We start from the raw sequence: 25,658 nt of genomic DNA on the forward strand, positions 1-25,658 counted from the left end.
GGGGCGGTTCAGCGGGCCGGGACGGCCGGGGCGCCGCACCCCTGCGGCTCGGGCGCCGCCGCGGTCAGGGCCATGGCCACGGTGAGGGGGACGGCGAGGAGGACGGCCACGGCGGGGACGGCGATGCCGGAGTCGTTGACGACGAAACCCACGGCGACCGTGATCAGGACGGCCAGCAGGGCCGGGCGCAGCGGCGGGACGCGGCGGAAGAGCCCGTCCAACGGGCCGCCGGGGCGCACCAGCGCGAACAGGATCAGCCCCAGCGCCACGGCGGCCGGAACGGTGAGCCACGGGCTCCCCAGGGAACCGAGCATGGAATCGGCCTTGCGGACCAGGATCTGCCCGGCCTCGCCGTTCAGCACGCGATGCCAGAAATCGCCCAGGTGGGAGCGTTCGCCGGGCGGGCGGCGGGCGTCGAGCCAGGAGATGACGGCCACCAGCAGGGCGCCGGCGATCGAGGCGGCCGGCAGGACGCGGGGACCGGGGCGGCGGCCCGCGGCCCACAGGGTGAGGAAGACCACCCCGGGAGTGAGCGCCAGGACCCCGCCGAAGTCGCTGCCCCAGCCCGGCCAGCCGTCCACGAGCACGGCGCCGCCGCCGATCCCCGCGACCGTCGCCACGGCGCGGCGGGGCCGGGAGGCCCGCGCGGCCAGCAGGGCGGCGCAGAACAGCGCCGCGGTGGCGAACACCGCGAAGGTCAGGTTGCCGAACCCGTAGAACCGCCCGGCGGTCAGCGAGAAGTTGCCGTTCAGGCTGTCGGCCTGCAGAGGGGAGCCCGCGACGGCGTCGGCCGCCAGGATCAGGCAGGTCGCCGCCGCCACCGCCGTGACCGGACCGAAGGGGCGCCGCCCCCACGGCCCCAGCACGGCGACCCCCACCAGGACCAGGTCGGCGGCGAGCACCGCGCCGGCCAGCCCGGCCGCCGGATGCGCGAGCCGCCACCACGGCAGCAGGTTCGCCAGATAGGCGGCGGCGGGGGCGGCGGCCGCGGCCAGCGCCGTCCACCGGGCGATCGCCCGGATCCGGCGCCGCCGGGCCGCGCCGCCGCGTCGCCAGGCCAGCGCGGCCAGCCCGAACGCGACGACCTGCCCGCCGACCAGCGCGACGTTGAACGGCGCGACCATCGAACGGGCGGTGCGGGCGGCGCGGGCCCGATCCCGCAGCGACTGGACGCGCCCCTCGCGCGGCGCGGGGCGGGGAGTCCACGGCGCGCCGGTGAGCCGCGCGGGCACGGGCGCGCCCGCCAGCCGCAGCACCGTGGGCGTCACGTCGGTCAGCGTCACCAGCCCCGTCCGCCGGGTGGAGGAGGCGGTGAGACGGCCCGGGCCGGACGTCGGGCGGGCGTCGATCGCGATCCGCAGCCCGGGACGCCCCGCGTCCGCGACCCCGACGACCAGCACGGCCGCGTCCGCGGGGACCCGCCGCAGCACCTCGCCGAGGAGCCGGTCGACCTGTGCCGGCGCCGTGGTGAGGCCGGCCGCGTCCACCACCGTCACCCGGCAGCGCCGCCAGTCCTCGGCCGTCATCCGGTGCACCTGGTCGCGGTACACGGCGACCCGGCCCGCGGAGTCGGCCGCGGCGAGCGCGCCGCCGGCGCCGACCCCGGCGGCGCAGTCGCCCGCCCGCCGCAGCGTCTCGCCCAGCAGCCCCACCTGTGCGGCGTAGACGGTGGCGGCGTTGTGGGCGCGCAGCCGGGCGTGTCCGGGGACGACCGCGCCGGAGCCGGCGGGCAATGGCCCGGGCGGCGGGTCGCATGCGTCGCGCGCCGGCCGGGCGCGCGCCCCCGCGGAGATCGTCAGCCAGCCCTCGGCGGCGCAGGTGTGCTCGTCCACCGTCCGCACCGCGATGTTGGCGATCGCCCCCCGCCGGGCCAGCCCCCACAGCACGGGGGTGGTCTGCGGCCGCACGTCCTCCCAGCGCAGCCCCGGGACGCCGACCAGCACCACCCGGTCCTCCGGCCGCGTCGATGCGGCGGCCGGGAGGCAGAGCGCGCCGCACAGGCAGATCGCCGCGATCACAGCCGTGCACCAGCGCATGCCCCAGTGTGCGATCAAGTCGATAACGCTCCGATCAACGTCCGGTGCGCGCCCGGGGCGCGTCACCGCAGGCTCATCCGGCGCCGGTGCTCCGGCGGCTCCGGGCGGCGGCGGATCCACGGGCCGCGCCCCCGCCCGATGACGAGGTCCGCGGGCCGGTCCGTTCCTTCCCTTCAGCGGCGGCGTCCGGCGTGCACGATCGCGGCGGCGGTCAGCAGATAGGCGCCCGCGGCGACGGCCACGGTGAGGGCGAGGGTGCCGCCCTGATCGGGGCCGTCCGGCAGCCGGGGCTCCAGGAGCCCGAGCGGGTCCTTGCGGATGGTGATGCGCTGTCCCGCGGTGAACTGGTCCCAGCAGTTCTCCTGCTGGGACACCCGGTGCACGGTGCGTTCGTCGTTCAGCTCCATCACCGTGCACACCAGGTCGCCGTCGCCGTCGACCGGGCGACCGCCCTCCCGGGAGCGGTCCCGGATGTCGACCACGACGGCGGGGGCCGGCTCGCCCAGGCGCTTCATGTAGAGCTCGGCGTAGGCCGGGCCGCCGAACAGCAGCAATGCCAGCAGGCTCAGCGACATCAGCAGGGTCGGCCACGTCCGCCCCCAGATGCCGCCCGTGACCGCGGCCGCGGCCGCCCACGCGCCCAGGGCGAGCAGGATGCCGCCGTAGGAGGCGAGGACGGACGGGTACTGCGCCAGGGCGGCGCCCAGCAGCGCTGCGGTGGGGACGATCAGGGCCCAGGCCAGGACGTTCCGCGGCCGCTGGGCGGGCGGCTCCTCGGGCGTGGGCTTCTCCGGCAGGCTCATGCCGGGAGGGTAGGACATCCCTCGTTTTCCGGGCAGCGGTCGGCGCGTCCTCCGCGCCGCCGTTCCGCGTGATCGTTCCTCGTCCGCGGCGCCGGCGGTCGCACGGCCTCGGGCGGCCCGGCTCCGGCGGATGTTCCCTGGTGGGCGTTGCCGAACTGATGCGGGGGGCGGGTTCCCAGGCGAGGTAAGGACTTGCTAAGTTAGGCAAGCCTTACCTAATGATATTGGTGCGGCGCTGACAGCACAGGAAGGACACGCATCCCCCATGCGTACGTTGATGCGGCGACTGGCCGCGACGAGCGCGCTGCTGCTGGGCCTGAGCCTGACGGCGGCGTGCGGCGATGACACCGAAGAGCCCGCCGCGGGCTCGACCGGGTCGGGGGCGTTCCCGGTCACGATCACTCACAAGCTCGGCACCACCACCGTCAAGTCCGAGCCGAAGCGGATCGTCGCGCTCGGCGAGGTCGACCAGGACGCGCTGCTGGCGCTCGGCGTGCAGCCCGTCGGCATGGTCGAGCTGACCGGCATCCAGCCCGACGGCCTCACCCCGTGGAGCGCGCCGAAGCTGTCGGGTGCCAAGCCCACCCTGCTCAAGTCCGGCGACTCCGGCTTCAAGCTGGAGGAGGTCGCCGCGCTCAAGCCGGACCTGATCCTGGCCGCCGGCGACTACTACATCGACAAGTACTACTCCAAGCTCTCCCAGCTGGCGCCGACCGTCGCCTACCAGACCGGCCCCGCCGAGGACAGCTGGCAGCAGATCACCGAGCAGGTCGCCAAGGCGGTCGGCAAGGAGGACGAGGGCCGCAAGCTGATCGCCGACGTCGAGGAGAAGATCAACGCGACCAAGGCCAAGCACCCCGAGCTGGCCGGCAAGGGCTTCGCGTTCGTGGTGTCCCTCCCCTCCGGCAACCTCGCCGTGATGAAGTCCACCGAGGACCTCAGCGTCAAGCTGCTCAACCAGCTCGGGATGACGCTGCCCGAGCAGATCAAGGGGCTCCCCGGCGAGAACTTCTACGCCGAGCTCAGCAACGAGAAGCTCGGCGTGCTGGACACCGACGTGCTGATCGCGCACTACAACGACGACGCCGCCGCGCAGAAGAAGTTCGAGCAGGACCGCATCTTCTCCGGCCTGGACGTGGTCAAGCGCGGCTCCTATGTGGCGCTGGACCTGAAGTCCTTCTGGCCGCTGCGCACCCCGACGGTGCTGGCCGTCCCGTACGTGGCGGACAACGTCATCCCGCAGATCGCTCAGGCCGCCGCCAAGGCGGGCTGAGCGCTCGCCTCCCCGGGGCGGGTGCCGCGAACCGCCCCGGGGGGTGAGCACCGTCCCGGGCCGTCCCCGCCCGAGCCCGGGACGGCGCCCCGCGGCCAGAGCCCACGACAGGAGGCACGGTAATGAGCAGCAACCCCTTCGAGAACCCCGACGCCGACTACCTCGTGCTCGTCAACTCCGAGGGGCAGCACTCGCTGTGGCCGGTCTTCGCGGCCGTGCCCGCCGGATGGTCCACCGCGTTCGGTCCCGCCGGACGCGAGGAGTGCCTGGAGTACGTGCGCACCCACTGGACCGACCTGCGCCCCCGCAGCCTCGTGGAGGCCGAGGCGAGCCGATGACGTACCGGCACTACTCCGCCCACGTCACCCGGGTCGACCGGATCACCCCGCACATGGCGCGCATCACGCTGGGCGGCCTGGAGGACTTCCCCGGCGCCGGACTGGACCACCGGGTCAAGGTGTTCTTCCCGCTGCCCGGTGAGGAACGCCCGATCTACCCCACCGGCGACGACTGGTGGCAGCGCTGGCAGGTCGAACCGGTCCGCGCGGTGTTCCGCACCTACACCATCCGGCGGCACCGCCCCGAGGCCGGCGAGGTCGACATCGACTTCGTCCTGCACGACGACGCCGGCCCCGGCTCCCGCTGGGCCGCGAACGCCGCCCCCGGCGACCAGGTGGGCCTGTGGGGGCCGCGCGCCGAGTACGCCCCGCCCGCCCACGCCGACTGGGTGCTGCTGGCCGGGGACGAGACCGCCCTCCCCGCCATCGGCGCCATCCTCGAATCCATGCCCGCCGCCACCACCGCCCGGGTCCTGGTGGAGGTCGGCTCCGCGGCCGAGGAGCAGCCTCTCGAGCTGCCCGCCGGCGCCGAGCTGACCTGGGTGCACCGCGACGCCGGAGAGTCCCTGCTCACCGCCGTCACCGAGGCGGACTTCCCGGCCGGGCGCCCGTACGCGTGGGTCGCCGGGGAGTCCGGCGCCGTCACGCGGATCCGTCGCCACCTGGTGAACGACCGCGGCATCGACCGCCGCGACATCTACTTCTCCGGTTACTGGCGCAAGGGCGTCGCCCAGGCCTGACCGGGGGCGGCGCGGCGATCGGGCCCCGGGCCGCGCCGGTCCCCGGCCGTGACCCGCGGCCGCTTCGGCGGTCCGTTCCCGGCGGGTCGGGCGCCCACGGCGCTCCCGGCGCCCGACCCGCCGTCGCCGCTCAGGGCCTGGGATCGGTGCGCGTCCAGGGTCTGCCCCCGCCGCGCCGGCCCATCGCCGCGGCGCACCGCGGGCAGACCCGTCGTACCCGGTCGGCCGAGCCGCCCGAGTGCGGCTGCACGTCCGGCCAGGCGACGTGCGGGAAGCGCAGCAGCCCGCTCCGGCTGAGCGCGAGCCCGCACAGCGTCTGGTTGGCGCCCGGCGACCAGGCGTGCACCTCGCCCGCCGGTGTCCGCACCCCGTCGTCGGGGTCGATCCACGAACCCGACGCCGCCACCGCCGCCCGCCGGGCGCGCGTCACGGCGGACCGTCCACGGGAGCGGCCTCATGGCCCGGACGGCCGTGGGTGCGGCGACGCTCCTTCAACCGGGCCTCATAGACGTGCTTGCGGCCGCCGGTCAGCGCCTCCCGCACTCGGCGCTCCAGATCGCGGAACGGCTCGTAGTAGGTCACCTCGAAGTCGTCCACCACCTGGTAGGTCCATCGGCCGGGCAGCACGTTGCGACCCATGATCTCGGTCATCACCTCCTCGGCCAGGTCCTGCCGCCCGGCCTGGGCCAGCAGCTCGGCGGCCTCCTCGACGGCGAAGTCCGCATGCCCGATGAGCTGATGGAACGAGTACAGGTGGCCCCGTGCGCGCTCGACGGTCTCCAGCGCCTCGCTCAGCTTGCCGGCCGCCGACACGCCGACCTCATGCGGAGGATCCGGCTCGGGAACGGTGGTGTGCGTCATGCCCAGCCGATACCCCGCGACGGCCGGGATCCACGTGGGCGGCCGGCGGACCCGAGGACCGGCTAGGGCTTGCGGCCGACCGCGCCGAAGGCGTCCACCGCGTCCGGCTCACCGCCCGGCGGGATCTCCGGCCGCCAGTGGGTCACCGACACCACGCCCGGCTCGAGGATCTCCAGCCCCTCGAAGAACCGGCCGATCTGCTCGGGGGTGCGCAGCACCAGCGGGGCGTTGCCGGAGGCGTTCCACACCTCGACGATCCGGTCCGAGGCCTCCCGGTGGACGACGTTGGTGCCGTCGTACATGGCCAGATAGCTGCCGGAGGGCAGGGCCTCCATCAGCCGCCGGACGATCGAGTAGGCCTCCTCGTCGTCGGTGATGAACTCCAGCACGCCCATCAGGATCAGCGCGACGGGCTTGTCGAAGTCCAGCGTCCGACGGGCCTCCGTGAGGATCTTCTCCGGCTCGCGCAGATCGGCGTGGACGTAGTCGGTCTTGCCCTCGGGGGTGCTGGTCAGCAGGGCGCGGGCGTGCGCCAGCACCAGCGGGTCGTGATCGACGTACACGATCCGGGACTCGGGGGCGGCGCGCTGCGCCACCTCGTGGGTGTTGTCCACGGTCGGCAGCCCGGTGCCGATGTCCAGGAACTGGCGGACCCCGGCTTCGGCGGCCAGATGCCACACCACCCGGTTCAAATACATCCGGGAGGCCCTGGCCAGCCGGGCCACGTCCGGGAGCATCTGCAGGATCTGGTCGCCGACCTGGCGGTCGATTTCGAAATTGTCCTTGCCGCCCAGCCAGTAGTTCCAGATCCGGGCCACATGGGATACGGAGGTGTCGATGTCGGGAGGTTCCTGGGTCACGACACAAGCCTAGGACGAAGCGGTCATCCCGTCTTGTCAAATCGCGCCGAGCTGCGCGGATCCGCAGACCCGGCCGCGGCCCGGTCGGCCCGGACCTGAGAAGCGGGCCGACCGGGCCGCCTCGCGCCGGCCGGTGTCGGCGTCCGGCCCTTCGGCCTGCCCGCCGCGGCCGTGGAACGGCGCCCCGGGCCTGTGGAATCCCGGGGCCCTCGAAGACCGCGCCTCGCCGGAGAGCCCGTGCGCCGGGCATGTGGGGCGGACCCACAAGGTCCCCGGAAAGCATGGGGCGCACCGCCATGGTGGCGGCACACTTCACTCCGTAGCTTCTGTGGCCATGACCGACCCAGTTGCGATCCCGGACCTGTCCGGCCGCCACGCCCTGGTCACCGGGGCCGCCAGCGGCATCGGCCGTGCCTGCGCCCGACGGCTGGCCCGCGCGGGCGCACAGGTGGTGATCGTCGACATCGACGCCGAGGCCGCCGGGAGGATCGCCGCCGAGCTGGACGGGCGCGCCGTGATCGCCGACCTGGCCGACCCCGACGCGCTGGATCCGGTGCTGGAGGCCGCCGCCACCGCGGACGTCGTGGTGAACAACGCCGGGTTCCAGCACGTGGCGCCGATCGAGGAGTTCCCGCCCGAGACGTTCACCCGGATCCTGCGGCTCATGGCGGAGACGCCGTTCCGGATCGTCGCCGCCGCCCTGCCGCACATGTACCGGCGGAACTGGGGACGGGTGATCAACATCTCCAGCGTGCACGGGCTGCGGGCCTCCCCCTACAAGTCCGCCTATGTGTCCGCCAAACACGCCCTGGAGGGCCTGTCCAAGGTCATCGCGCTGGAAGGCGCCCCCCACGGGGTCACCTCCAACTGCGTCAACCCCGCCTATGTGCGCACCCCCCTGGTGGAGGGGCAGATCGCCGACCAGGCCGTCGCGCACGGCATCGAGCCCGGCGAGGTGGTGGAGCAGGTGATGCTGCGCCGGGCCGCGATCAAGCGGCTGATCGAGCCCGAGGAGGTCGCCGAACTGGTCGCCTACCTGTGCACTCCGCAGGCCGCGATGATCACGGGTTCGCATCTGACCATCGACGGCGGATGGACGGCGGGTTGATCCTGTCTCGTATGAGCCTCGAATTCTTCCTGGAGCTGCTGGCCCGCGAGGCCCCCGCGGTCGAGTTCGAGGCTCCCGTGCTGGAGGCGCGGGCGGCCGGGGCGAGCCCGGAGACGCTGGAGCGGCTGGAGCGGGGCAAGCGGATCGCCCTGCAGATCCGGGCCACCCTGGAGCGCCGGGCCCGACGGGAGGCCGAGCTGGCGGCGCTGTTCGAGACCGCCGGCGACCTGGCCGGGCTGCGGGATCTGGACGCGGTGCTGGAGGCCATCGTGCGGCGGGCGCGGCGGCTGTTGAACGCCGACGTGTCCTACATGACCCTCCACGACGACGAACGCGGCGACACCTACATGCGGGTCACCGACGGGTCGGTGTCGGCGGCGTTCCGGTCGCTGCGGCTGCCGCTGGGGGCCGGGCTCGGCGGGCTGGTCGCCCAGACCGGGATGCCCTACACCTCCGGCTCCTACCTGTCGGACGACCAGTTCCGGCACACCACCGAGATCGACGCCGCGGTCGCCGAGGAAGGACTGGTCTCCATCCTCGGGGTGCCGATGCGGCTGGGCTCCCGGTCGATCGGGGTGCTGTTCGCCGCGCACCGCAGCGACCATCCGTTCGCCAAGGAGGAGGTGGCGCTGCTCAGCTCGCTGGCCGCCTACGCGGCGGTGGCGATCGACAACGCCCGGCTGCTCGCCGAGACCCGCGCCGCCCTGGAGGAGCTGAGCGCCGCCAACGAGGTGATCCGGGCGCGCGGCGACGCGGTGGAGCGCGCCGCCCAGGCCCACGACCGGATGGCCGACCTGGTGGTGCGCGGCGCGGGCGTGGCCGACATCTGCCAGGTGGTCGTGGACGTGCTGGGCGGCATGGTGTTCGTGCTGGAGGGCGACACCGTGCTGGCCTCGGTCGGCGGCGAGCCCGACCCGGCCGAGCTGGCGCTCGCCGTCGACCTGGCCGCCGCCTCCCGCACCACCGCGCGCACCGTCTCCCGGGGCGCTCTGCGGGTCGCCACCGCCACCGCCGGCGCGGAGACGTTGTGCGCGCTGGTGCTGCGCTGCGAGGAGGAGCTGTCCGACATCGACCAGCGGATCCTGGAACGCGCCGCCATCGTCATCGCACTGCTGCGGCTGATCCAGCGCAGCGTCGCCGAGGCCGAGGGCCGGGTGCGCGGCGACCTGCTGCGGGACCTGCTGGACGGCCGGGTGCACGACCGGCAGACGGTGGCCGACCGCGCCCGGCGCGTCGGGGTGGAACCCGGCGCCCGGCACGTGCTGGTGGTGGTCCGGCACGACGCCGACGACGAGACCGGCCGCCGCCGCGCCGCGTTCTGGGCGGCCTCCCACGCCGCCGCCCACCACGGCCTCTTCCAGGTGCAGGGCGCCGAGATCGTCCTGCTGCTGCCGGGGGAGGAGCCCGGCGAGGTCGCCCGCGGCGTCGCCCGCGAGCTGGGCCAGTCCCTCGGCGCGCCCGCCACCGCCGGGGCCGCCGGGCCCGTCACCGCCCTGGAGCCGCTGACCGAGGTCTACGAGGAGGCCGGGCGCTGCGTCGACGCCCTGCTGGCGCTGGGGCGGCGCGGCGCCGGCGCCGGGGCCGCGGAGCTCGGCTTCATCGGCCTGCTCATCGGCCGCGACAACGACGTCGCCGGCTTCATCGAGTCGACCCTCGGCCCCGTCCTGGACTACGACGCCAAACGCGGCACCGAGCTGGTCGCCACCCTCGACGCCTACTTCGGCTGCGGCGGGGCGCTCAGCAAGACCGCCTCCCGCCTGCACATCCACACCAACACCGTCACCCAGCGGCTGGAGCGCGTCGGCCGTCTCCTCGGCCCCGGCTGGCAGGAGCCCGAACGGGCCCTGGAGCTCCAGCTCGCCCTACGCCTGCACCGGCTCTCGACGGCCCGGTGAACGATCCGGATCGGAGGCGTGGGCCGCCATGGCGGCCCGCAGGCGCCGTGCCTCCTCGGCGAGCCGCCCGCGCAGCTCGGTCAGCGCCTCGATGCGCCGGTCCAGCATCGCCAGTCGGGCGGTGTACACCTCCAGCAGCGCCGCGCAGTCCGGGGACGGGTCCATGCGCTCCCGGCGCAGGCAGTCGCCGAAGCGCGCGACGTCCTCGGAGCTGAGACCGGCGCGCAGCAGCCGGGCGATGTTGCGGGCCGCGTGCACGGTGTCCTCCTCGTACACCCGGTAGCCGTTGTGGTCCCGGCGCGCCCGCAGCAGGCCCTTCTCCTCGTAGTAGCGCAGGGCCCGCGGGGTCACCCCGGCGCGTCGCGCCACCTCGCCGATCCGCATCATGCGTCCTCCTCGTCGCGCTCCTCGTCACGTTCCTCATCGCGTTCTTCATCGCGTTCCTCGTCGCGGCGTCGGGATCCGCCGCCGGAGCGGAACGCCGCGAGGAACAACACCAGCGACGCCGCCACGCATCCGGCGGCCGTGGCGGGCACGGCGAGCGGACCGCCCCCGTCCAGGGCGAGGCCGCCCAGACCCCCTGAGAGGGAGAACCCCAGGAACATGGCGCTGTTGTTCAGCGCGATCAGCTCATCGGCGGAGCCCGCGGCGCGACCCAGCAGCCACGCCTGGGAGGCGGGGGAGAAGCCCCAGGTGAACAGCCCGTACAGGACGAGCAGAGCGGCCGTCACGGGCACCGGATAGGGGCCGCCGAGGACGCCGAGCAGCGCCATCAGCGCCGGGGCGGCGAGCACGCCGACCAGGAAGAGCAGCATGGCTCGGGCCGCGCCCAGCGCGTCGACGGCCCGTCCGCAGACGAAGGCCCCGAGGATCCCGGCGACCCCGATCCCCGTGATCAGCGGGGCGAGCGCGGAGCCGTGCACGTCGCCGAGCCGGCCGGCGATCTCGGTGATGTAGACGTAGGACATGTTGCCGCCCGTCGCGGCGACGGCCATCGCCGCCAGCGCCGTCACGGTCTCCGGCCGGCGGAGCGGCGCCAGCCGGTCGCGCAGCCGGCCCGGGGCGGCCCCCGGCAGCGGGGGCAGCACGACCGCCAGGGCGATCGCGGCGACGGACGCGAGCAGCGCGACGAAGATCATCACGGCCCGCCAGCCGAGCGCGTCGCCGATCCAGGCGCCCAGCGGCACGCCCGCGACGATCGCCGTGGTCAGGCCGGCGCTGACCACGGCGATGAAACGGCCGCGCCGCCTCGGCGGCGCCGCCGTCGCGGCGACGGCGAAGGCGGCCGGGGAGGCGGTGGCGGCGGCCAGGCCCGCGACGATCCGCGCCGCGAGCAGCGGCCCGTAGCCGGGGGCCGCGGCCGCCGCCAGGTTGGCCAGGACGAACGCCGCGCCGGCGCCGGTCAGCACCGTGCGGCGCGGCAGCCGGGCGGTCCAGAACGCCGCGACCGGGGCGCCCAGCGCATAGGCGAGGGCGAAGGCCGTGACAAGCTGCCCCGCGGCCGGCACCGACACCTCCAGGTCGGCGGCGATCAGCGGCAGGATCCCCGCGATCACCAGGTCGTCGGTGCCGAACGCGAAGGCCAGCAGGAACAGCGCGAGCAGCCACGGCGGCAGGGGCGCGTCACGTCGATCGCCGGCCCGGGCCGCCGCCGGGCGCAGAGCGGGAGCGGTCATGCCCGGACGCTATGGGCTTGACGCCGGCGTCAAGGTCAAGCCCGCGGCGCGGGGTCCGCGGACCGGCCGGGGATGACACGGGCCCGGGGGAGGCTCCCCCGGGCCGCCGCAAAGGCCGCGGAAGGTGTCAGCACTTCACCCAGTAGCCTGGGCCGGTCTGTTTGATGCTGCTGGTCGTGTAGATGTTCCACAGTCCCAGGTACTGGCCGGAGCCGTTGGCGTAGGTGCCGCCGTACAGGACGTGGGCGCGGCCCGCCACGGTGTGGGCGTAGTTGCTGGCGGTCACGCACTCGGGGGTCGGGTCGGGGCCGGGCGCGGGGGCCGAGCCGGTGAGGGTCCGCACCATGGCGAGGATGGTCTCGATCTGGGCGCCGCCGTGCTGGGCGTACCGGGTGTCGCCCTGGTAGCCCCACCAGTTCCAGCAGCCGTTCGGGTTGGTCAGGTCGGCGGTGGGGGCCGCCTGCGGGTACAGCACGATCATGCGGTTGGTGTCGGCGTACTCGTTCAGGTACGCGTAGCGCATGAACGCGTCCCCGAACGAGGGGTACCGGTAGCCCTGCTTGCAGCCGTGCAGGGCCACCATCAGCCGGCATCGCGCCCCGCTCGCGCAGTCGGGCGGCACGTAGACGAATCCCTCCTGGCCCATGCTGATGCCCGAGGCGTTGCCGCCCACCGCATAGTCGTCCTGGTCGAACCGGATCAGCGTGCCGCTCGGCTGGGAGGCGGGCGCGTTCACCGAGGAGCCGAACAGGTGCGCCAGCATCTGGCCGGGCGGGTCGTCCCCGCAGTCGTTGACGAACGGGGAGGCGGTGGCGGTGCAGCTCACCGGGCCGAGGGGGGAGACCCACGCGTGGCCCGAGGCGGTCTTGCGGTACGACACCTGCGCCCCGAGGCTCTGGTAGTAGGCGGCCAGGTCGTCGTTGACCGCGCGCACCACCGTCTGGTCGTTCGACCCGTGGTACAGGTACACCGGGTCGCCGGAGAGGTTCTCCACCGGGTCCACCGCCCCGCCGCTCGCCAGCGCGCGGGTCTCGGAGACCAGCTGGGCGGGCGTCTTGCGCGGCAGGTACGTCTGCATGCAGGCGTTCAACGCGGTGGTCAGATCGCCCTGGGCGCACCGGTAGGGACCGGCGGAGAAGACGCCCGCGCCCTGGAACACCCCCGAGTAGGCGACGTGCAGTTGGACGGCCATGTAGCCGCCGGAGGAGACCCCGGAGACATAGACCTCGTCGATGTCGTAAGAGCGCAGGTCCCCGGGGGTGGGCGGGGGCACCGCGGCCTCGGCGGCGGGGGCCGGGGCCCCGGTGAGGGCGAGCGCGAGCGCGGCGGTCAGCGCGCACAGGCGGAGTCTCATCGGCGACCTCCGTTCAGCGGGCAGGTGGTGACCACGTCGCCGGCCGGGCGGGGCAGCGTGGCCGAGGGGGGCGGGGCGTCGCCCCGCACGGTCCAGGCCTCCAGGGCGTCGAAGGCGCTGTGGTAGCAGGGCAGCAACGGGCGCAGCCGGTCGGGGAACGCGTCGTACAGCCCATCGGTGTGGTTGCCGTCCTCGATCCGGTAGTAGCGGTGCAGCGCCGAGCGGCCCTGCCGGCGGATCATCTCCGCGTAGCGGTCGGAGGCGGCGTCGATCGGCAGCAGCGCGTCCAGCGTCCCGTGGATCGTGATCATCGGACGGCCGATCCGGCCGGTGAGGGAGATCTTCCGCACCGCCTGGTGGACCCGGCGGGGACGGGAGGCGTAGTCGTAGTCGGCGTCGCATCGCGGGGTGCCCGGCGAGCAGTAGGGGATCCCCGCCTGCAGGTCGCCGTCGTAGTCGGGGTCGAGCTCCTCCCGGTAGATCCGCTGCGTCAGATCCCAGTACACCTGCTCGTGGTAGGGCCACAGGAACGACGAGGCGGCCGGATACACCTTCTCCGGCGAGCCGCGCAGCACGGTCGGCAGGAAGGTGAGCAGGTTGGGCCCCTCGTCGGTCCACAGGGCGCCCCCCCAGTCGATGCCGCCGGTGTACAGCTCGGGGTGCCTCTCCAGCTGCCGGCGCACCAGGTAGCCGCCGTTGGAGACGCCCACCGCGTAAGTCCGGCTCGGCGGCCTTCCGTAGCGCTGCTCGACGACCTTCCGGGCGGCCTTGGTGAGCTGGGTCAGCCGGAAGTGCCACTCGGCGATGGCGTCGCCGGGCCGGCGGCCGTCGGCGTAGAACTCCGTCCCGCTGTTGCCCTTGTCGGTCGCCGCGTAGGCGTACCCCTTGGCCAGCGCCCGGTCGGCGATGGTGAAGTCGTTGGCGTACTGCCGCCGGTTGCCCGGGCTGCCCGCCACCACCAGCCCGCCGTTCCACCGCTTCGGCAGCCGGATCACGAACTGGCTGTCGTGGTTCCAGCCGTGGTGGGTGTTGAACGTGGAATCGTCCGGGAAGTAGCCGTCGATCTGGATGCCGGGCACCCCGCCGGGGTTGCGCGCCCCGGACGGGTGCAGCCCGGCGTAGTCGGCGGGGACGGTGTGGCCGGAGACGACGGTCCCGGCGGTGGTCAGGTCCTCCAGGCAGGCGATGACCTGATGCTCGGCGCCCGGGACCTTGAGCCGAGATGAGGGCGGACAGGGGTCGGCGGCCGCGGGGCCGGCCGGGACGATCGCCGCGCCGCCGGCCAGTGCGGCCGCCAGAAGAGTTCGGATGATCGGCATCGAGCCTCCTCCAGGGTGGATGCCGATCATCCTGAGCGGCCGCTGTGGCCCGTGCCACGTCGCGGCGGCACACATTCGCCGCGGCGCGCGTGTGTCCCGCCGCCACGGCGCGCCGAACGCGCCGGCTCCCGGCGGCCCGGGCCCGACGGGGCGGGCCGGGTCGGCCGGCCGCCGCGCGGCGCCGCGCCTCGAGGGTCCGGCCGGCCCTCCCGCCCGCGCGCCGTCCGACCGGGGGTGGGGGATCGGGCCATGGGAGGCGGCCGGCTCATGTGTCCGGCGGACATGAGGCCCGTGCACCCGGCGCGATGTCGAATGCCCACACAGCTTCCGTCTGGTTTGTGGGGTTGTCCGACATGGTGGGCGCCGTTCGCGGTTGCCATAGTGTCCCGCGTCACAACGACCGATGTGGGCCGGATCACCCGGATTGGGCCTGCGTCGTCCACCTTGAGGAGGTCCAGGACCGTGACTGGTGCCATTTTGACGGCGCGGGGTCTGGTCAAGGAGTTCCGCGGCTTCCGCGCCGTCGACGGCGTCGACCTGGACGTCGCCGAGGGCAGCGTGCACGCCCTGGTCGGCCCCAACGGGGCCGGCAAGACCACGCTGTTCAACCTGCTCACCGGCTTCCTGCCGCCCACCGCGGGCACCATCGCGCTGGCCGGCCGGGAGCTGACCGGACGCCGCCCCGAGCAGGTCGCCCGCGCCGGACTGGCCAGGTCGTTCCAGATCACCAGCCTGTTCCCCGAGCAGACCGTGCGGCGGCACCTGGAGCTGGCGCTGGCCGGGCCGACCGGGCTGGGCTGGCGGTTCTGGCGGTCGGACAAGGCGCTGGCGGCGTTCTCCGCGCGCGCCGACGAGCTGCTCGACCAGGTCGGGCTGCTGGAGTTCGCCGACCGGCCCGCCGGCACCCTCGCCTACGGCCGCAAACGGGCGCTGGAGCTGGCCCTCGCGCTGTCCCTGGACCCCAAGGTCCTGCTGCTGGACGAACCCACCGCCGGGATGGGCGCCGAGGACGTGGACCGCACCGTGGAGCTGATCCGCCGGGTCCGCGCGGGCCGGACGGTGGTGATGGTCGAGCACAACATGTCCGTGGTCTCCAGCCTCGCCGACCGGGTCACCGTCCTGCAGTCCGGACGGGTGCTGGTCGAGGGCCCCTACGCCCAGATCCGCCACGACCCTCGCGTGATCACCGCCTATCTGGGAGACGCCGATGCTCACCGTTGAGAACCTGTCCGCCTGGTACGGCGAGGCCCAGGTGCTGCGGGAGGTGTCGCTCCAGGTCGCCGAGGGCGAGATCGTCACCCTGGTCGGCCGCAACGGGGCCGGCAAGACCACCCTGCTGCGCTGCGTCATGGGCCTGCATGCCCGCGTCGGCGGCGCGATGTCGCTGCGCGGCGCCGACCTGACCGCCCTGCCCCCGCACCGCAGGGCCCGGCTCGGCATCGGCTGGGTGCCCGACGACCGCGGCGTCTACGCCACCCTCTCGGTCGAGGAGAACCTCTTGCTGCCGCCCGTCACCGGGCCCGAGCCGTGGTCGATGGAGGAGATCTACGCGGCGTTCCCCCGGCTCAAGGAGCGCCGCCGATCCCCGGGGACCCGGCTGTCCGGCGGCGAGCAGCAGATGCTCGCCATGGCGCGGGTGCTGCGCACCGGTTCCCGGCTGCTGCTGTGCGACGAGCCCACCGAAGGGCTGGCGCCCGTGATCGTCGAGCAGATCGGCGACATCCTGCGGCAGGTCAAGGACCGCGGCGTCACCGTCCTGCTGGTCGAGCAGAACGTGCACTTCGCCGCCTCCGTCGCCGACCGCCACTACCTGCTGGCCGAGGGCCGCGTCGTCGACGCGCTCGACAACGCCGAGGTCCGCGCCCGCCAAGACGAACTCCTCGAACACCTCGGAATCTGACCCATGTGGGAGATGAAGATGAAGGCAAAGGGGCTGTCCATCGCCGTCGTCACCGCCGGCGCCCTCCTGGCCGGCTGCGGCGGCGGTCCCGGCGGGGGCGGGGGGAAGATCAGCGACGGCGGCGTCACGCTGGCCGTGCTCAACGACCAGAGCGCGGTCTACGCCGACCTGTCCGGCAAGAACAGCGTGACCGCGGTGGAGATGGCGGTCGCCGACTACAAGGCCAAGTACGGCGACAAGGCGGTGGCCGACAAGATCGAGGTGATCTCGGCCGACCATCAGAACAAGCCGGACCTGGCCAACTCCAAGGCCCAGGAGCTGTACGACCGGCGGCGCGCCGACGTGATCTTGGACGTGCCGTCCTCGGCCGCCGCGCTGGCCGTCGCCACCCAGGCCAAGGCCAAGAAGAAGATCTTCATCGACATCGGCGCGGCGACCACCGAGCTGGAAGGCAAGCAGTGCAATAAGTACACCTTCCACTACGGCTACAACACCTACATGCTGGCCAACGGCACCGGCAGCACGGTCACCGCCGACGGGGCCAAGACCTGGTACATCGTCTACCCGGACTACGCGTTCGGGCAGGACATGAACAAGAGCTTCACCGCCGCCATCCAGAAGGCCGGCGGGACCGTGGTGCGCAGCGACCCCACGCCGTTCCCCAACGACAACTTCTCCACGTTCCTGCTCAAGGCCCCGAACCTGAACCCCAAGCCGCAGGTCCTGGGCACCATGCAGGCCGGCGGCGACCTGGTCAACCTGGTCAAGCAGTACAACGAGTACAAGCTCCAGGACAAGGGCATCGACCTGGCGGTCGGGCTGATGTTCATCACCGACATCCACTCGCTCGGCCCCGACGCGCTGGCCGGCACCACGTTCACCGACCCCTGGTACTGGAACGCCAACCAGCAGAACCGGGCCTGGGCCGACAAGTTCATGGCCAAGACCGGCACGCGGCCGTCGTTCGCGCACGCCGCCAACTACTCGGCCGCCCTGCAGTACCTGGAGGCCGTGCAGCGGGCCGGCACCGACGACGCCGACGCGGTGGTCAAGGAGCTGGAGGGCCACACCTTCAACGACGTGTTCGCCGACAACGCCACGATCCGCGCCGAGGACCACCTGCTGCTGCACGACGTGGAGCTCGCCCAGGTCAAGCCGTCCTCCGAGGTCAAGGAGCCCTGGGACTACGAGAAGATCCTCAAGACCATCCCGGCCGAGCAGGCGTTCCAGCCGGCGGACGGAAGCTGCAGGCTCTGATGATCGAGCAGGCGTTCAACGGCCTGGTGGGCGGGGCGTTCTACGCCCTGCTCGCCCTCGGCCTGGCGGTCATCTTCGGGATGCTGGGCGTGGTCAACTTCGCCCACGGCGCCTTCTACATGCTCGGCGCGTTCGGCGCGTTCATCCTGCTGGACTCGTTCGGGATCGGGTTCTGGGCGGCCCTGGTGATCGTGCCGGTGCTGCTCGGGCTGGTCGGCATGGCGCTGGAGCGGCTGCTGATCCGGCGGCTGTCGGGACTGGACCCGCTGTATGGGTTCCTGCTGACGTTCGGGCTGGCGCTGATCCTGCAGGACCTGGTCAGGCGGCAGTACGGGGTGCAGTCCCAGCAGTACGCCCGGCCGGAGCTGCTCGGCGGCACGCTGAACCTGGGGCTGTTCGACTACCCCGCCTACCAGGTGTTCGTGCTGGCGCTGTCGGCGGTGGTGTGCGGGGCGGTGTGGCTGCTGCTGACCCGCACCAAGATCGGCATGATCGTCCGGGCGTCCACCGAGAAGCCCGAACTGACCCGGGCGCTGGGCATCGACGTGTCGCGCTGGGTGACCCCGGTGTTCGGGTTCGGGATCGCGCTGGCGGGCCTGGCCGGGGTGCTGGCCGCCCCCATGCGGGCGATCAACCCGCTGATGGGCGGTGACCTGATCATCGTGGTGTTCGCGGTCGTGGTGATCGGCGGGCTGGGCTCGGTGTTCGGGTCGGTGGCGGCCGGGTTCCTCATCGGGCTGGTCTCGGCGCTGGGCAACCTGTACGTCCCGGCGCTGTCGCAGACGCTGGTGTTCATCCTGATGGCGGCCGTGCTGCTGTGGCGCCCGGCCGGCCTGTTCGGACGGCAGGAGGGACTCACATGATCATCCGTCTGCTGGCCCGGCGGCCGGTCGCGGCGGGGATCGGGCTGATCGCCGCGCTGGCGCTGCCGTGGCTGATCTACCCGCCGGTGGCGATGGACATCATGGCGTGGGCGCTGCTGGCGGTGGCGGTGGACCTGCTGCTGGGATACGGCGGGCTGCTGTCGTTCGGCCACGCCGCGTTCTGGGGGACCTCGGCCTACACCACTGGGCTGATCGCGCTGCACACCGGGCTGCCGTTCCCGGTGGCGATCGTGGGCGGGGCGCTGGCGGCGGCGGCGCTGGCGGTGCCGATCGGCTACCTGTCGGTGCGGCTGAGCGGCATCTACTTCGCCATGGTGACGCTGGCGTTCGCCCAGATGATCTACTTCATCGTCAACCAGTGGCGGGATGTGACCGGCGGGGAGAACGGGCTGCAGGGGGTGCCCAGGGAGCTGCTGGGGGCGGACCTGTCGGACCCGTTCTACTTCTACTACGCGGGCCTCCCGTTCGTGCTGCTGGGCCTGTGGGCGGCCTGGCGGATCGTGCGCAGCCCCTTCGGGCAGGTGCTGGTGTCGATCCGCGACAACCCCTCTCGGGCGCGGGCGCTGGGCTATCCGGTGGACCGCTACCGGCTGCTGGCGTTCGTGCTGTCGGCGGCGTTGGCCGGGTTGGGCGGCGGGGTGTTCGCCATCAGCCACGGCTTCGCCTCGCTGCACGACGTGTACTGGACCACCTCCGGGCAGGCGGTGATGATGGTCATCCTCGGCGGGATCGGCACCCTGTGGGGCGCGGTGCTGGGCGCGGCCGTGATCGTCACGCTGAACGACTATCTGGCCACCGCCGGGTTCGAGGAGACCGGCATCGTCACCGGCGCCATCTTCGTGCTGATCGTGCTGCTGTTCCGCAAGGGCCTGTGGGGCACCGGCCGCGATCTGCTGACGGCCGCGCGCGCCCGGCGCGCCCGGCCCGCGGAGTCCGGGGAGGACCGGAAGGTCGAGGTCGCGACGGAGCGCCCTGCGGCGGTCGCCGAGCGCTCCGGCGGGTGAGGGCGCCCGCCGCCGGATCGGGTCGGCGGGCCCGCGCCCGCCGACCTCGTCGGCGTCGCGCGGTCAGACCAGCCCCAGGCCGAGCATCGCCTCGGCCACCCGGGTGAACCCGTCGATGTTGGCCCCCGCCACGTAGTCGCCGGGCATCCCGTAGGCCTCGGCGGTGGTCATGCAGCGGGTGTGGATGTCCTTCATGATCTGGCGGAGCCGCTCCTCGGAGTACTCGAACGACCAGGAGTCCCGGCTGGCGTTCTGCTGCATCTCCAGGGCGCTGGTCGCCACTCCGCCCGCGTTGGCGGCCTTGCCGGGCCCGAACGCCACCCCGGCCTCCCGGAAGATCCGAATCGCCTCCGGCATCGTCGGCATGTTGGCGCCCTCGCCGACCGCGATGAGGCCGTTCTTGACCATCCGCGCCGCGTCGGCCCCGGTGATCTCGTTCTGCGTGGCCGACGGCAGCGCCACCTCGCACGGCACCTCCCAGACGCTGCGGCCGGGCACGAACACCGCCCCGCTGCCGGCCCGCGCCTTGGCGTACTCGGAGATCCGCTGCCGCCGGACCTCCTTGATCTCCTTGAGCAGCTCCAGGTCGATGCCCTTCTCGTCGACCACGTAGCCGCTGGAGTCCGAGCAGGCCACCACGACCCCGCCGAGCTGGGCGGCCTTCTCGATCGCGTAGATGGCGACGTTGCCGGACCCGGAGACCACCACCCGCTTGCCGTCGAAGGAGGTGCCGCGGACCCGCAGCATCTCGTCCACGAAGAACACGCAGCCGTACCCGGTGGCCTCCCGGCGCACCTGCGCCCCGCCGTGCAGGAGCGGCTTGCCGGTGAGCACCCCCGACTCGTACCGGTTGGTGATCCTCTTGTACTGGCCGAACAGATAGCCGATCTCCCGGCTGCCCACCCCGATGTCGCCGGCCGGCACGTCGGTGTGTTCGCCGAGGTAGCGGTACAGCTCGGTCATGAACGACTGGCAAAAGCGCATGATCTCCGAATCCGAGCGCCCCTTGGGGTCGAAGTCCGAGCCGCCCTTGCCGCCGCCCAGGGGCAGGCCGGTCAGGCTGTTTTTGAAGATCTGCTCGAACCCCAGGAACTTCACGATCCCTAGGTTGACCGAGGGGTGGAAGCGCAGCCCGCCCTTGTAGGGGCCCAACGCGCTGTTGAACTCCACCCGGAACCCCCGCTCGACGTGCACCTCCCCGCGGTCGTCCTCCCACGGCACGCGGAAGATGATCTGGCGCTCGGGCTCGCAGATGCGCTCGATGATCTTGGCCTCGGTGAGCTCGGGATGCTTGGCGATCACCGGTCCCACACTCTCGAACACCTCCCGGACCGCCTGGTGGAACTCCAGCTCGCCGGCGTTCCGTCGCACCACCTGCTCATAGATCGGCTCAAGCCTCTCGTGCACGCCCGATTCCTCCCTGCTTGGCTGCCCGCAAGCCTAGTTGCGTCTCCTCACAACCTGGCAATGACGAGGTGAGGAGGGGCCAAAGGCGACAAACGGGCGAGACGGACCTCATCGGGTTGTGGTCACGCCACACCGAGGAGGGCGTGGGCGCGGCGGCGGTCGGAGCGGAACTCGGCGGTGGGGCCGCGGTGCACGATCCGGCCCTTGCGCATCACCGCGACCTTGTCGGCCAGCCGGAACGCCAGGTGCAGGTCCTGCTCGACCAGGACGGCGGAGATGCCCTCGGCGCACAGCCGCTCCAGCACCCCGGCGATCTGGTCCACCACGGCGGGGGCCAGCCCGTCGGACGGCTCGTCGAGCAGCAGCAGCCGGGGGGCGCGCAGCAGCACCCGGCCGATGGCGAGCATCTGCTGCTCGCCGCCGGAGAGCTGGTCGCCCCGGTTGGCGCGGCGCTCGGCCAGCCGGGGCATCAGCTCATAGACGCGCTCCACCGTCCAGGGGCCGCCGCGGCGGGGAGCGGCGATCTGAAGGTTCTCCTCGACGGTCAGCGGCGCGAACACCCGGCGGCCCTGCGGCACGATGGCCGCCCCGGCGCGGGCGACGACGTGCGCCGGGGCGCCGGCCAGCTCCCGTCCGCCCAGGCGGACGCTGCCGGAATAGGGCCGCAGCATCCCCATCACCGTGTGGACGAACGTGGTCTTGCCGACGCCGTTGCGGCCCAGCAGCGCCACCACCGACCCGGCGGGGACGGTGAGGTCCACGCCGTCCAGCACGGTGCCGCCCGCATACCCGGCGCGCAGCCCGGAGACGGTGAGCAGGTCGGTCATCGGGCACCTCCGGTGAACAGGTCCTCGGTGCGGGCGGCGCCCAGATAGGCCGCCCGCACCGCCTCGTCGGAGCGGATCGCCGCGGGCGGCCCGGAGGCCAGCACGGCGCCCAGATGCAGCACGGTGACGCGGTCGGCCAGCCGGAACACCACGTCCAGGTCGTGTTCGACGATGACGACGGTCAGGCTGCGGGGCAGCCCCTCCAGCAGCGTCGCGAACCGTTCGGTCTCGGCGGCCGACATCCCCGCGGTGGGCTCGTCGAACATCACCACGGCCGGCTCGGCGGCGAGCACCATCGCCACCTCCAGCTGCCGTCGCTCTCCGTGCGACAGCTCCGAGGCCGTGTCGTGGGCGCGCCCGGCCAGCCCGACTGACTCCAGATGCTCCAGCGCCCGCGCCTGGACGCGCCGGAAACCGCGCGCCGGACGGTCGAAACGGTGCGCGACCCGCTGCACCCGCTGCACCGCCAGCGCCACGTTGTCCAGCACCGTGCAGCCCAGGAACAGGCTGGAGTGCTGGTAGGTGCGCAGCAGCCCCCGCCGGGCCCGCTCGGACTCCGACAGCGCCGTCACGTCCCGCCCGTTCAGCAGCACCCGCCCCGAGGTCGCCCGCAGCGTCCCGGCGACGGTGGCGAACAGCGTCGACTTGCCCGCCCCGTTGGGGCCGATGAGCGCGTGCCGCTCGCCGCGGGCGACGGTCAGATCCACATGATCGACGGCGGTCAGCGACCCGTAGGAACGGGTGAGGCCCTCCAGCCGAAGCGCCGGCGTCATGACCGCGCCTCCGTGCGACGGGGCCGCCGGGCCAGGCCGGCCAGCCCGCGCGGCATCGTGAACACGACCGCCACGAACACCGCCCCCAGCACCAACGCGCCGTGCCCGCCGACATGGGCGGACAGGTTGTCGCGGACCAGCAGCACCAGCGCCGCGCCCAGACAGGGCCCCCACAGGGTGCCCGAACCGCCGATCACGACGCTGAGCAGCGCCAGCGCGGCGACCTCGAAGCCCAGGTCGCCGGGGGACACGAAGCGGACCTGGGCCGCCCACAGCGCGCCGCCCACGGCCGCGACCGCCCCCGCCAGGCAGAAGACGCCGAACTTGGCCGGCCCGGGCCGGTAGCCCAGGGCCCGCATCCGGGCCTCGTTGTCGCGGATGCCGCGCAGCGTCCGCCCGTAGGGGGAGCGCGCCACCAGCGCCACGACCGCGAACGCCGCCGCGGCCACCGCCAGCACCCACCAGTAGACGAATCCGGCCGCCGGGAGCGCGGTGCCGAGCACGCTGACCGGCGGCATCCCGGCCAGCCCGTTGCCGCCGCCCACCAGCGACCAGGTGTCGGCGAGCTGGTGCACCGACTCGCCGATCGCCAACGTGAGCATCAAGAACACGATCCCGTGCGCCCGCACCGCGATCCACCCGGTGACGGCGGCGGCCGCCAGCCCCGCCAGCAGGGCCGCGGCGACCTGCACCGCCCCGTCCGAGGTGAGGTGGACGCCGACCAGCGCGGCCGTGTACGCGCCCACCCCGAAGTAGGCGGCCTGGCCCAGCGTCGGCATCCCGGTGATGCCGGTCAGCAGATCGACGCTGAGCACCAGCACCGCGAACGCCAGCATCCGCGTCATCATCGACACCGGGTAGGCGCCGAGCACCAGCGGCACGGCCGCCAGCAGGGCCGCCGCCGTCACCGCCGCCGCGACCGCCCGGCCGCGCCGGGCCGGGCGGCGCGGGCGCGCCGCCACGGCCGGTGCGGGCGCCGTCGTCTCCACGGCCTTCATGCGCGCACCGCCGTGGGAGCGGGGAGCAGCCCGGCGGGCCGCATCAGCAGCACCGCCGCCATGGCCGCGAACAACAGGAACGAGGCGTACTCCGGCAGCAGGGCGACCCCCAGCGCCTGCACCTGCCCGATCAGCACCGCGCCGAGCAGCGCGCCGCGCACCGACCCGAGCCCGCCGACGACGACCACCACCAGCGCCAGCAGCAGCACCTTCTCGTCCAGGCCGGGCTGCGCGCCCAGGATCGGCCCGGCCAGCACTCCGCCGACCGCCGCCAGCGCCGCCCCCGCCGCGAACACCCCGACCAGCACCCGGCCGGTGTCGATGCCCAGCGCCGACACCATGGCCCGGTCGGCGACCGTGGCCCGGATCACCGCGCCGAGCCGGCTGCGCTCGACCAGGCGGTAGACGACGAGCGCGAGGATCGCGCCGAAGGCGATGACCAGCAGCCGGTACACCGGGTAGGTCTGGCCGAGGATCTGCACCCCGCCGTCGAGCGGGGCGGGGGCCGCCAGCGAGTGCACGTCGCTGCCGAACACCACCGTCAGCGACTCCGCGACGACCAGCGCCACCCCGAGCGTCAGCAGCGCCTGGTCGAGGTGGTGCGGCGTGGCCCGGGTCATGCCCGCCAGCGCCCCGCCGAGCACCGCGCCCGCCGCGGCGGCGGCCAGCACCGCCGCCACGAACATCGCCGGACCGGCGCCGTCCCCCGTCAGCGCGACCGCGACGTACGCGCCGACCAGGTAGATCGCGCCGTGCGCGAGGTTGAGGACGTCCATCATGCCGAACACCAGCGACAGGCCCAGCGCGATGGCGAACAGCAGCGACCCCATCGCCAGCCCGTTGAGAACGGTCACCAGGTACGTGTCCATGGGTCAGTCCAGCTCGCCGAGGACCGCGTTGACGAAGGAGCCGCCGTCGGAGCGGACCTCGCGCAGGTAGTACTTCTGCCGGGCGTCGTGGTCGGCGTCGAAGCTCCACGGCCCGCGCGGGCTGTCGATGGTGCCGATGCCGCCGAGCGCCTCGGCGATGTCCTCGCCGCCGGTGCCGTCCGCCTTGGCGATCGCCTTGTCCAGCGCCGCGGCGGCGTCGTAGGCCTGCACGGAGTAGACGGTGGGGGCCTTGCCGTGCTTCGTGCGGTAGGCCTCCACGAACGCCTTGTTGATCGGGGTGTCCAGCTCGGTGGAGTAGTGCAGGGAGGTCTTCACGCCGACCGCGGAGGCGCCCTGGGCGTTCAGCACCCCGCCCTCGGTGAGGAACCCGGTGCCGTACAGCGGGATCCGGTCGGCCAGTCCGAACTGCTTGTACTGCTTGACGAAGTTCACCGCCTCGGCCCCGGCGTAGAAGCTGAAGACCGCCTTGGCGCCGGAGTTGCGGATCGCCGACAGGTAGGGCTGGTAGTCCTGGGTCTTGCCGAACGGCGTGTACTTCTCCCCGGCGATCTTGCCGCCGGCCGCCTCGAACGCCTTGCGGAACCCGCCGACCATCTCCCGTCCGGCGGCGTAGTCCGCGGTGATCAGGTAGACGCCGCCGTCGACCTCCTCGGCCACCGCCGGGCCGAGCGCGGCGCCGACCTTGCCGTTGGCGAAGCTGGTCCGCCACACGTACGGGGAGCTGCGCTCGCCGGTGATGGCGTCGGCGCCGGCGTTGGCGACCAGCAGCGGCACCTTCGACTCGTGGAAGAAGTCGCGCAGGCCCAGCGCGGTGGCCGAGTTGACCACCCCGACGACGGCGGTGACCCGGTCCTGGGTGACGAGCTTCTGCGCGGCGGGGACGCCGGTCTGGGGGGTCTCGCCCTCGTCGACGGTGACGACCCGCACGGTCTTGCCGCCGAGCCTGCCGCCGTGCTGGTCGAGGTAGAGCTGGAAGCCGTCGCGCATGTCCTCGCCGAGCGGGGCGTACACGCCCGACAGCGGCACCAGCAGACCGAGCTTGACCTCGTCGCCGGAACCCTGTGATCCGGACTGGTCGAGGCTGGAGCCGGCGCAGCCGGACAGCGCGAGGGCGCCGACGGCCAGCCCGCTGATCGTCGTGGTGCGGCGCAGGGAGCGGAGAACGGCGGAGAGAACACCCATGGTTCCTCCTCGAGGGGGGTGGAACGCCGACCTTCCGGTCGGTGGAACTGGGCTCAAAATCTACATGTGATAGCCGTCACGTCAATACTTTGTCTTAGATCTTTTTTGCGTCGATCGGCTGATCACATGCTGTGACAGCGTTGCCCTAGGTGTGAAGCGTTCAGATGTTCGACACTAGACAGGAGTCGTTGCAAACATCTGTTGACAAATGATGCAGGCTGCATCCGACCGCATGCGCTCTGGGCCCCGCGCATCGTGCGACGCGCGGGGCCC

At 73.2% G+C, this 25,658-nt stretch carries 25 protein-coding genes; 10 read left to right on the plus strand and 15 right to left on the minus strand.

Annotated features, from left to right (window positions below; all coding sequences use genetic code 11):
- Positions 1-8 precede the first annotated feature (8 nt).
- Together EIO00_RS04430 and EIO00_RS04435 are read right to left on the minus strand one after the other, a co-directional pair.
- Positions 9-2,054, minus strand: a complete 2,046-nt coding sequence (locus EIO00_RS04430; RefSeq protein WP_140175606.1) for an alkaline phosphatase family protein — start codon at positions 2,052-2,054, stop codon at positions 9-11.
- 155 nt (positions 2,055-2,209) lie between these two features.
- Positions 2,210-2,839 (minus strand): hypothetical protein, encoded by a 630-nt coding sequence (locus EIO00_RS04435; protein ID WP_140175607.1) that lies wholly within the window; start codon positions 2,837-2,839, stop codon positions 2,210-2,212.
- A 265-nt stretch (positions 2,840-3,104) separates the two neighbouring features.
- Between EIO00_RS04435 and EIO00_RS04440 the strand changes: the two genes are divergently transcribed.
- From EIO00_RS04440 to EIO00_RS04450, 3 genes are all read left to right on the plus strand, one after another.
- Positions 3,105-4,112 (plus strand): ABC transporter substrate-binding protein, encoded by a 1,008-nt coding sequence (locus EIO00_RS04440; protein ID WP_140175608.1) that lies wholly within the window; start codon positions 3,105-3,107, stop codon positions 4,110-4,112.
- A 122-nt stretch (positions 4,113-4,234) separates the two neighbouring features.
- On the plus strand, positions 4,235-4,450 hold the full coding sequence (locus EIO00_RS04445; RefSeq protein WP_140175609.1) for an MbtH family protein: 216 nt from the start codon (positions 4,235-4,237) through the stop codon (positions 4,448-4,450).
- Positions 4,447-5,190 carry a siderophore-interacting protein gene (locus tag EIO00_RS04450; protein ID WP_140175610.1) on the plus strand — a complete coding sequence of 248 codons (744 nt, stop codon included), beginning with the start codon at positions 4,447-4,449 and terminating at the stop codon, positions 5,188-5,190. The genes EIO00_RS04445 and EIO00_RS04450 overlap by 4 nt, the downstream gene beginning before the upstream one ends.
- Before the next feature lie 130 nt (positions 5,191-5,320).
- On the opposite strand, the gene EIO00_RS04455 is transcribed toward EIO00_RS04450, so the two are convergent.
- The 3 genes from EIO00_RS04455 to EIO00_RS04465 form a co-directional block, all read right to left on the minus strand.
- Positions 5,321-5,620, minus strand: a complete 300-nt coding sequence (locus EIO00_RS04455; RefSeq protein WP_140175611.1) for a hypothetical protein — start codon at positions 5,618-5,620, stop codon at positions 5,321-5,323.
- The gene (locus EIO00_RS04460) at positions 5,617-6,051 is read right to left on the minus strand and encodes a hypothetical protein (protein WP_140175612.1); all 435 of its coding nucleotides are present in this window, start codon (positions 6,049-6,051) and stop codon (positions 5,617-5,619) included. Before EIO00_RS04460 ends, EIO00_RS04455 begins: the two co-directional genes overlap by 4 nt.
- Before the next feature lie 62 nt (positions 6,052-6,113).
- Positions 6,114-6,911: an SAM-dependent methyltransferase gene (locus tag EIO00_RS04465; protein WP_140175613.1), complete on the minus strand. Its 798-nt coding sequence runs from the start codon at positions 6,909-6,911 to the stop codon at positions 6,114-6,116.
- Positions 6,912-7,245: 334 nt separating this feature from the next.
- Here EIO00_RS04465 and EIO00_RS04470 point away from each other — a divergent pair, with 334 nt between their 5' ends.
- On the plus strand, positions 7,246-8,019 hold the full coding sequence (locus EIO00_RS04470) for a 3-hydroxybutyrate dehydrogenase (RefSeq protein ID WP_140175614.1): 774 nt from the start codon (positions 7,246-7,248) through the stop codon (positions 8,017-8,019).
- Between the two features lie 11 nt (positions 8,020-8,030).
- Positions 8,031-9,914, plus strand: coding sequence for a helix-turn-helix domain-containing protein (locus EIO00_RS04475; protein WP_241661104.1), 1,884 nt, complete (start codon positions 8,031-8,033; stop codon positions 9,912-9,914).
- On the opposite strand, the gene EIO00_RS04480 is transcribed toward EIO00_RS04475, so the two are convergent.
- From EIO00_RS04480 to EIO00_RS04495, 4 genes are all read right to left on the minus strand, one after another.
- On the minus strand, positions 9,882-10,301 hold the full coding sequence (locus EIO00_RS04480) for a MerR family transcriptional regulator (RefSeq protein WP_241661105.1): 420 nt from the start codon (positions 10,299-10,301) through the stop codon (positions 9,882-9,884). The genes EIO00_RS04475 and EIO00_RS04480 overlap by 33 nt on opposite strands.
- Positions 10,298-11,590 (minus strand): MFS transporter, encoded by a 1,293-nt coding sequence (locus tag EIO00_RS04485; RefSeq protein WP_140175616.1) that lies wholly within the window; start codon positions 11,588-11,590, stop codon positions 10,298-10,300. The genes EIO00_RS04480 and EIO00_RS04485 overlap by 4 nt, the downstream gene beginning before the upstream one ends.
- A 127-nt stretch (positions 11,591-11,717) precedes the next feature.
- The gene (locus tag EIO00_RS04490; RefSeq protein WP_140175617.1) at positions 11,718-12,944 is read right to left on the minus strand and encodes an extracellular catalytic domain type 2 short-chain-length polyhydroxyalkanoate depolymerase; all 1,227 of its coding nucleotides are present in this window, start codon (positions 12,942-12,944) and stop codon (positions 11,718-11,720) included.
- Positions 12,941-14,263 carry a tannase/feruloyl esterase family alpha/beta hydrolase gene (locus EIO00_RS04495; protein ID WP_241661106.1) on the minus strand — a complete coding sequence of 441 codons (1,323 nt, stop codon included), beginning with the start codon at positions 14,261-14,263 and terminating at the stop codon, positions 12,941-12,943. The genes EIO00_RS04490 and EIO00_RS04495 overlap by 4 nt, the downstream gene beginning before the upstream one ends.
- Before the next feature lie 462 nt (positions 14,264-14,725).
- On the opposite strand from EIO00_RS04495, the gene EIO00_RS04500 reads away from it, so the two are divergent.
- The 5 genes from EIO00_RS04500 to EIO00_RS04520 are packed head-to-tail and all read left to right on the plus strand — an operon-like array spanning position 14,726 to position 19,308.
- Positions 14,726-15,484 carry an ABC transporter ATP-binding protein gene (locus tag EIO00_RS04500; RefSeq protein ID WP_206664028.1) on the plus strand — a complete coding sequence of 253 codons (759 nt, stop codon included), beginning with the start codon at positions 14,726-14,728 and terminating at the stop codon, positions 15,482-15,484.
- Positions 15,471-16,163, plus strand: coding sequence for an ABC transporter ATP-binding protein (locus EIO00_RS04505; protein ID WP_140175620.1), 693 nt, complete (start codon positions 15,471-15,473; stop codon positions 16,161-16,163). Before EIO00_RS04500 ends, EIO00_RS04505 begins: the two co-directional genes overlap by 14 nt.
- 12 nt (positions 16,164-16,175) lie before the next feature.
- Positions 16,176-17,420: an ABC transporter substrate-binding protein gene (locus tag EIO00_RS04510; RefSeq protein ID WP_206664029.1), complete on the plus strand. Its 1,245-nt coding sequence runs from the start codon at positions 16,176-16,178 to the stop codon at positions 17,418-17,420.
- Complete coding sequence (locus EIO00_RS04515; protein WP_140175621.1) at positions 17,420-18,283, plus strand: branched-chain amino acid ABC transporter permease; 864 nt, start codon at positions 17,420-17,422, stop codon at positions 18,281-18,283. Before EIO00_RS04510 ends, EIO00_RS04515 begins: the two co-directional genes overlap by 1 nt.
- Complete coding sequence (locus EIO00_RS04520) at positions 18,280-19,308, plus strand: branched-chain amino acid ABC transporter permease (protein ID WP_140175622.1); 1,029 nt, start codon at positions 18,280-18,282, stop codon at positions 19,306-19,308. The genes EIO00_RS04515 and EIO00_RS04520 overlap by 4 nt, the downstream gene beginning before the upstream one ends.
- Before the next feature lie 63 nt (positions 19,309-19,371).
- Here the strand turns inward: EIO00_RS04520 and gdhA are convergent, their stop codons facing one another.
- From gdhA to EIO00_RS04550, 6 genes are all read right to left on the minus strand, one after another.
- Positions 19,372-20,715: an NADP-specific glutamate dehydrogenase gene (gene gdhA / locus EIO00_RS04525; protein ID WP_140175623.1), complete on the minus strand. Its 1,344-nt coding sequence runs from the start codon at positions 20,713-20,715 to the stop codon at positions 19,372-19,374.
- Positions 20,716-20,837: 122 nt separating this feature from the next.
- Positions 20,838-21,542 (minus strand): ABC transporter ATP-binding protein, encoded by a 705-nt coding sequence (locus EIO00_RS04530; RefSeq protein WP_206664030.1) that lies wholly within the window; start codon positions 21,540-21,542, stop codon positions 20,838-20,840.
- Positions 21,539-22,315 carry an ABC transporter ATP-binding protein gene (locus tag EIO00_RS04535; protein WP_140175624.1) on the minus strand — a complete coding sequence of 259 codons (777 nt, stop codon included), beginning with the start codon at positions 22,313-22,315 and terminating at the stop codon, positions 21,539-21,541. The genes EIO00_RS04530 and EIO00_RS04535 overlap by 4 nt, the downstream gene beginning before the upstream one ends.
- A complete protein-coding gene (locus EIO00_RS04540) occupies positions 22,312-23,313 on the minus strand; it encodes a branched-chain amino acid ABC transporter permease (protein ID WP_140175625.1) in 1,002 nt (333 codons plus the stop codon). The genes EIO00_RS04535 and EIO00_RS04540 overlap by 4 nt, the downstream gene beginning before the upstream one ends.
- Positions 23,310-24,182, minus strand: a complete 873-nt coding sequence (locus EIO00_RS04545; protein WP_140175626.1) for a branched-chain amino acid ABC transporter permease — start codon at positions 24,180-24,182, stop codon at positions 23,310-23,312. The genes EIO00_RS04540 and EIO00_RS04545 overlap by 4 nt, the downstream gene beginning before the upstream one ends.
- 3 nt (positions 24,183-24,185) lie before the next feature.
- Positions 24,186-25,385 carry an ABC transporter substrate-binding protein gene (locus EIO00_RS04550; RefSeq protein ID WP_140175627.1) on the minus strand — a complete coding sequence of 400 codons (1,200 nt, stop codon included), beginning with the start codon at positions 25,383-25,385 and terminating at the stop codon, positions 24,186-24,188.
- Positions 25,386-25,658 lie beyond the last annotated feature (273 nt).

It is taken from the genome of Thermomonospora catenispora (genome assembly GCF_006363815.1).
GTDB classification, from domain to species: domain Bacteria; phylum Actinomycetota; class Actinomycetes; order Streptosporangiales; family Streptosporangiaceae; genus Thermomonospora; species Thermomonospora catenispora.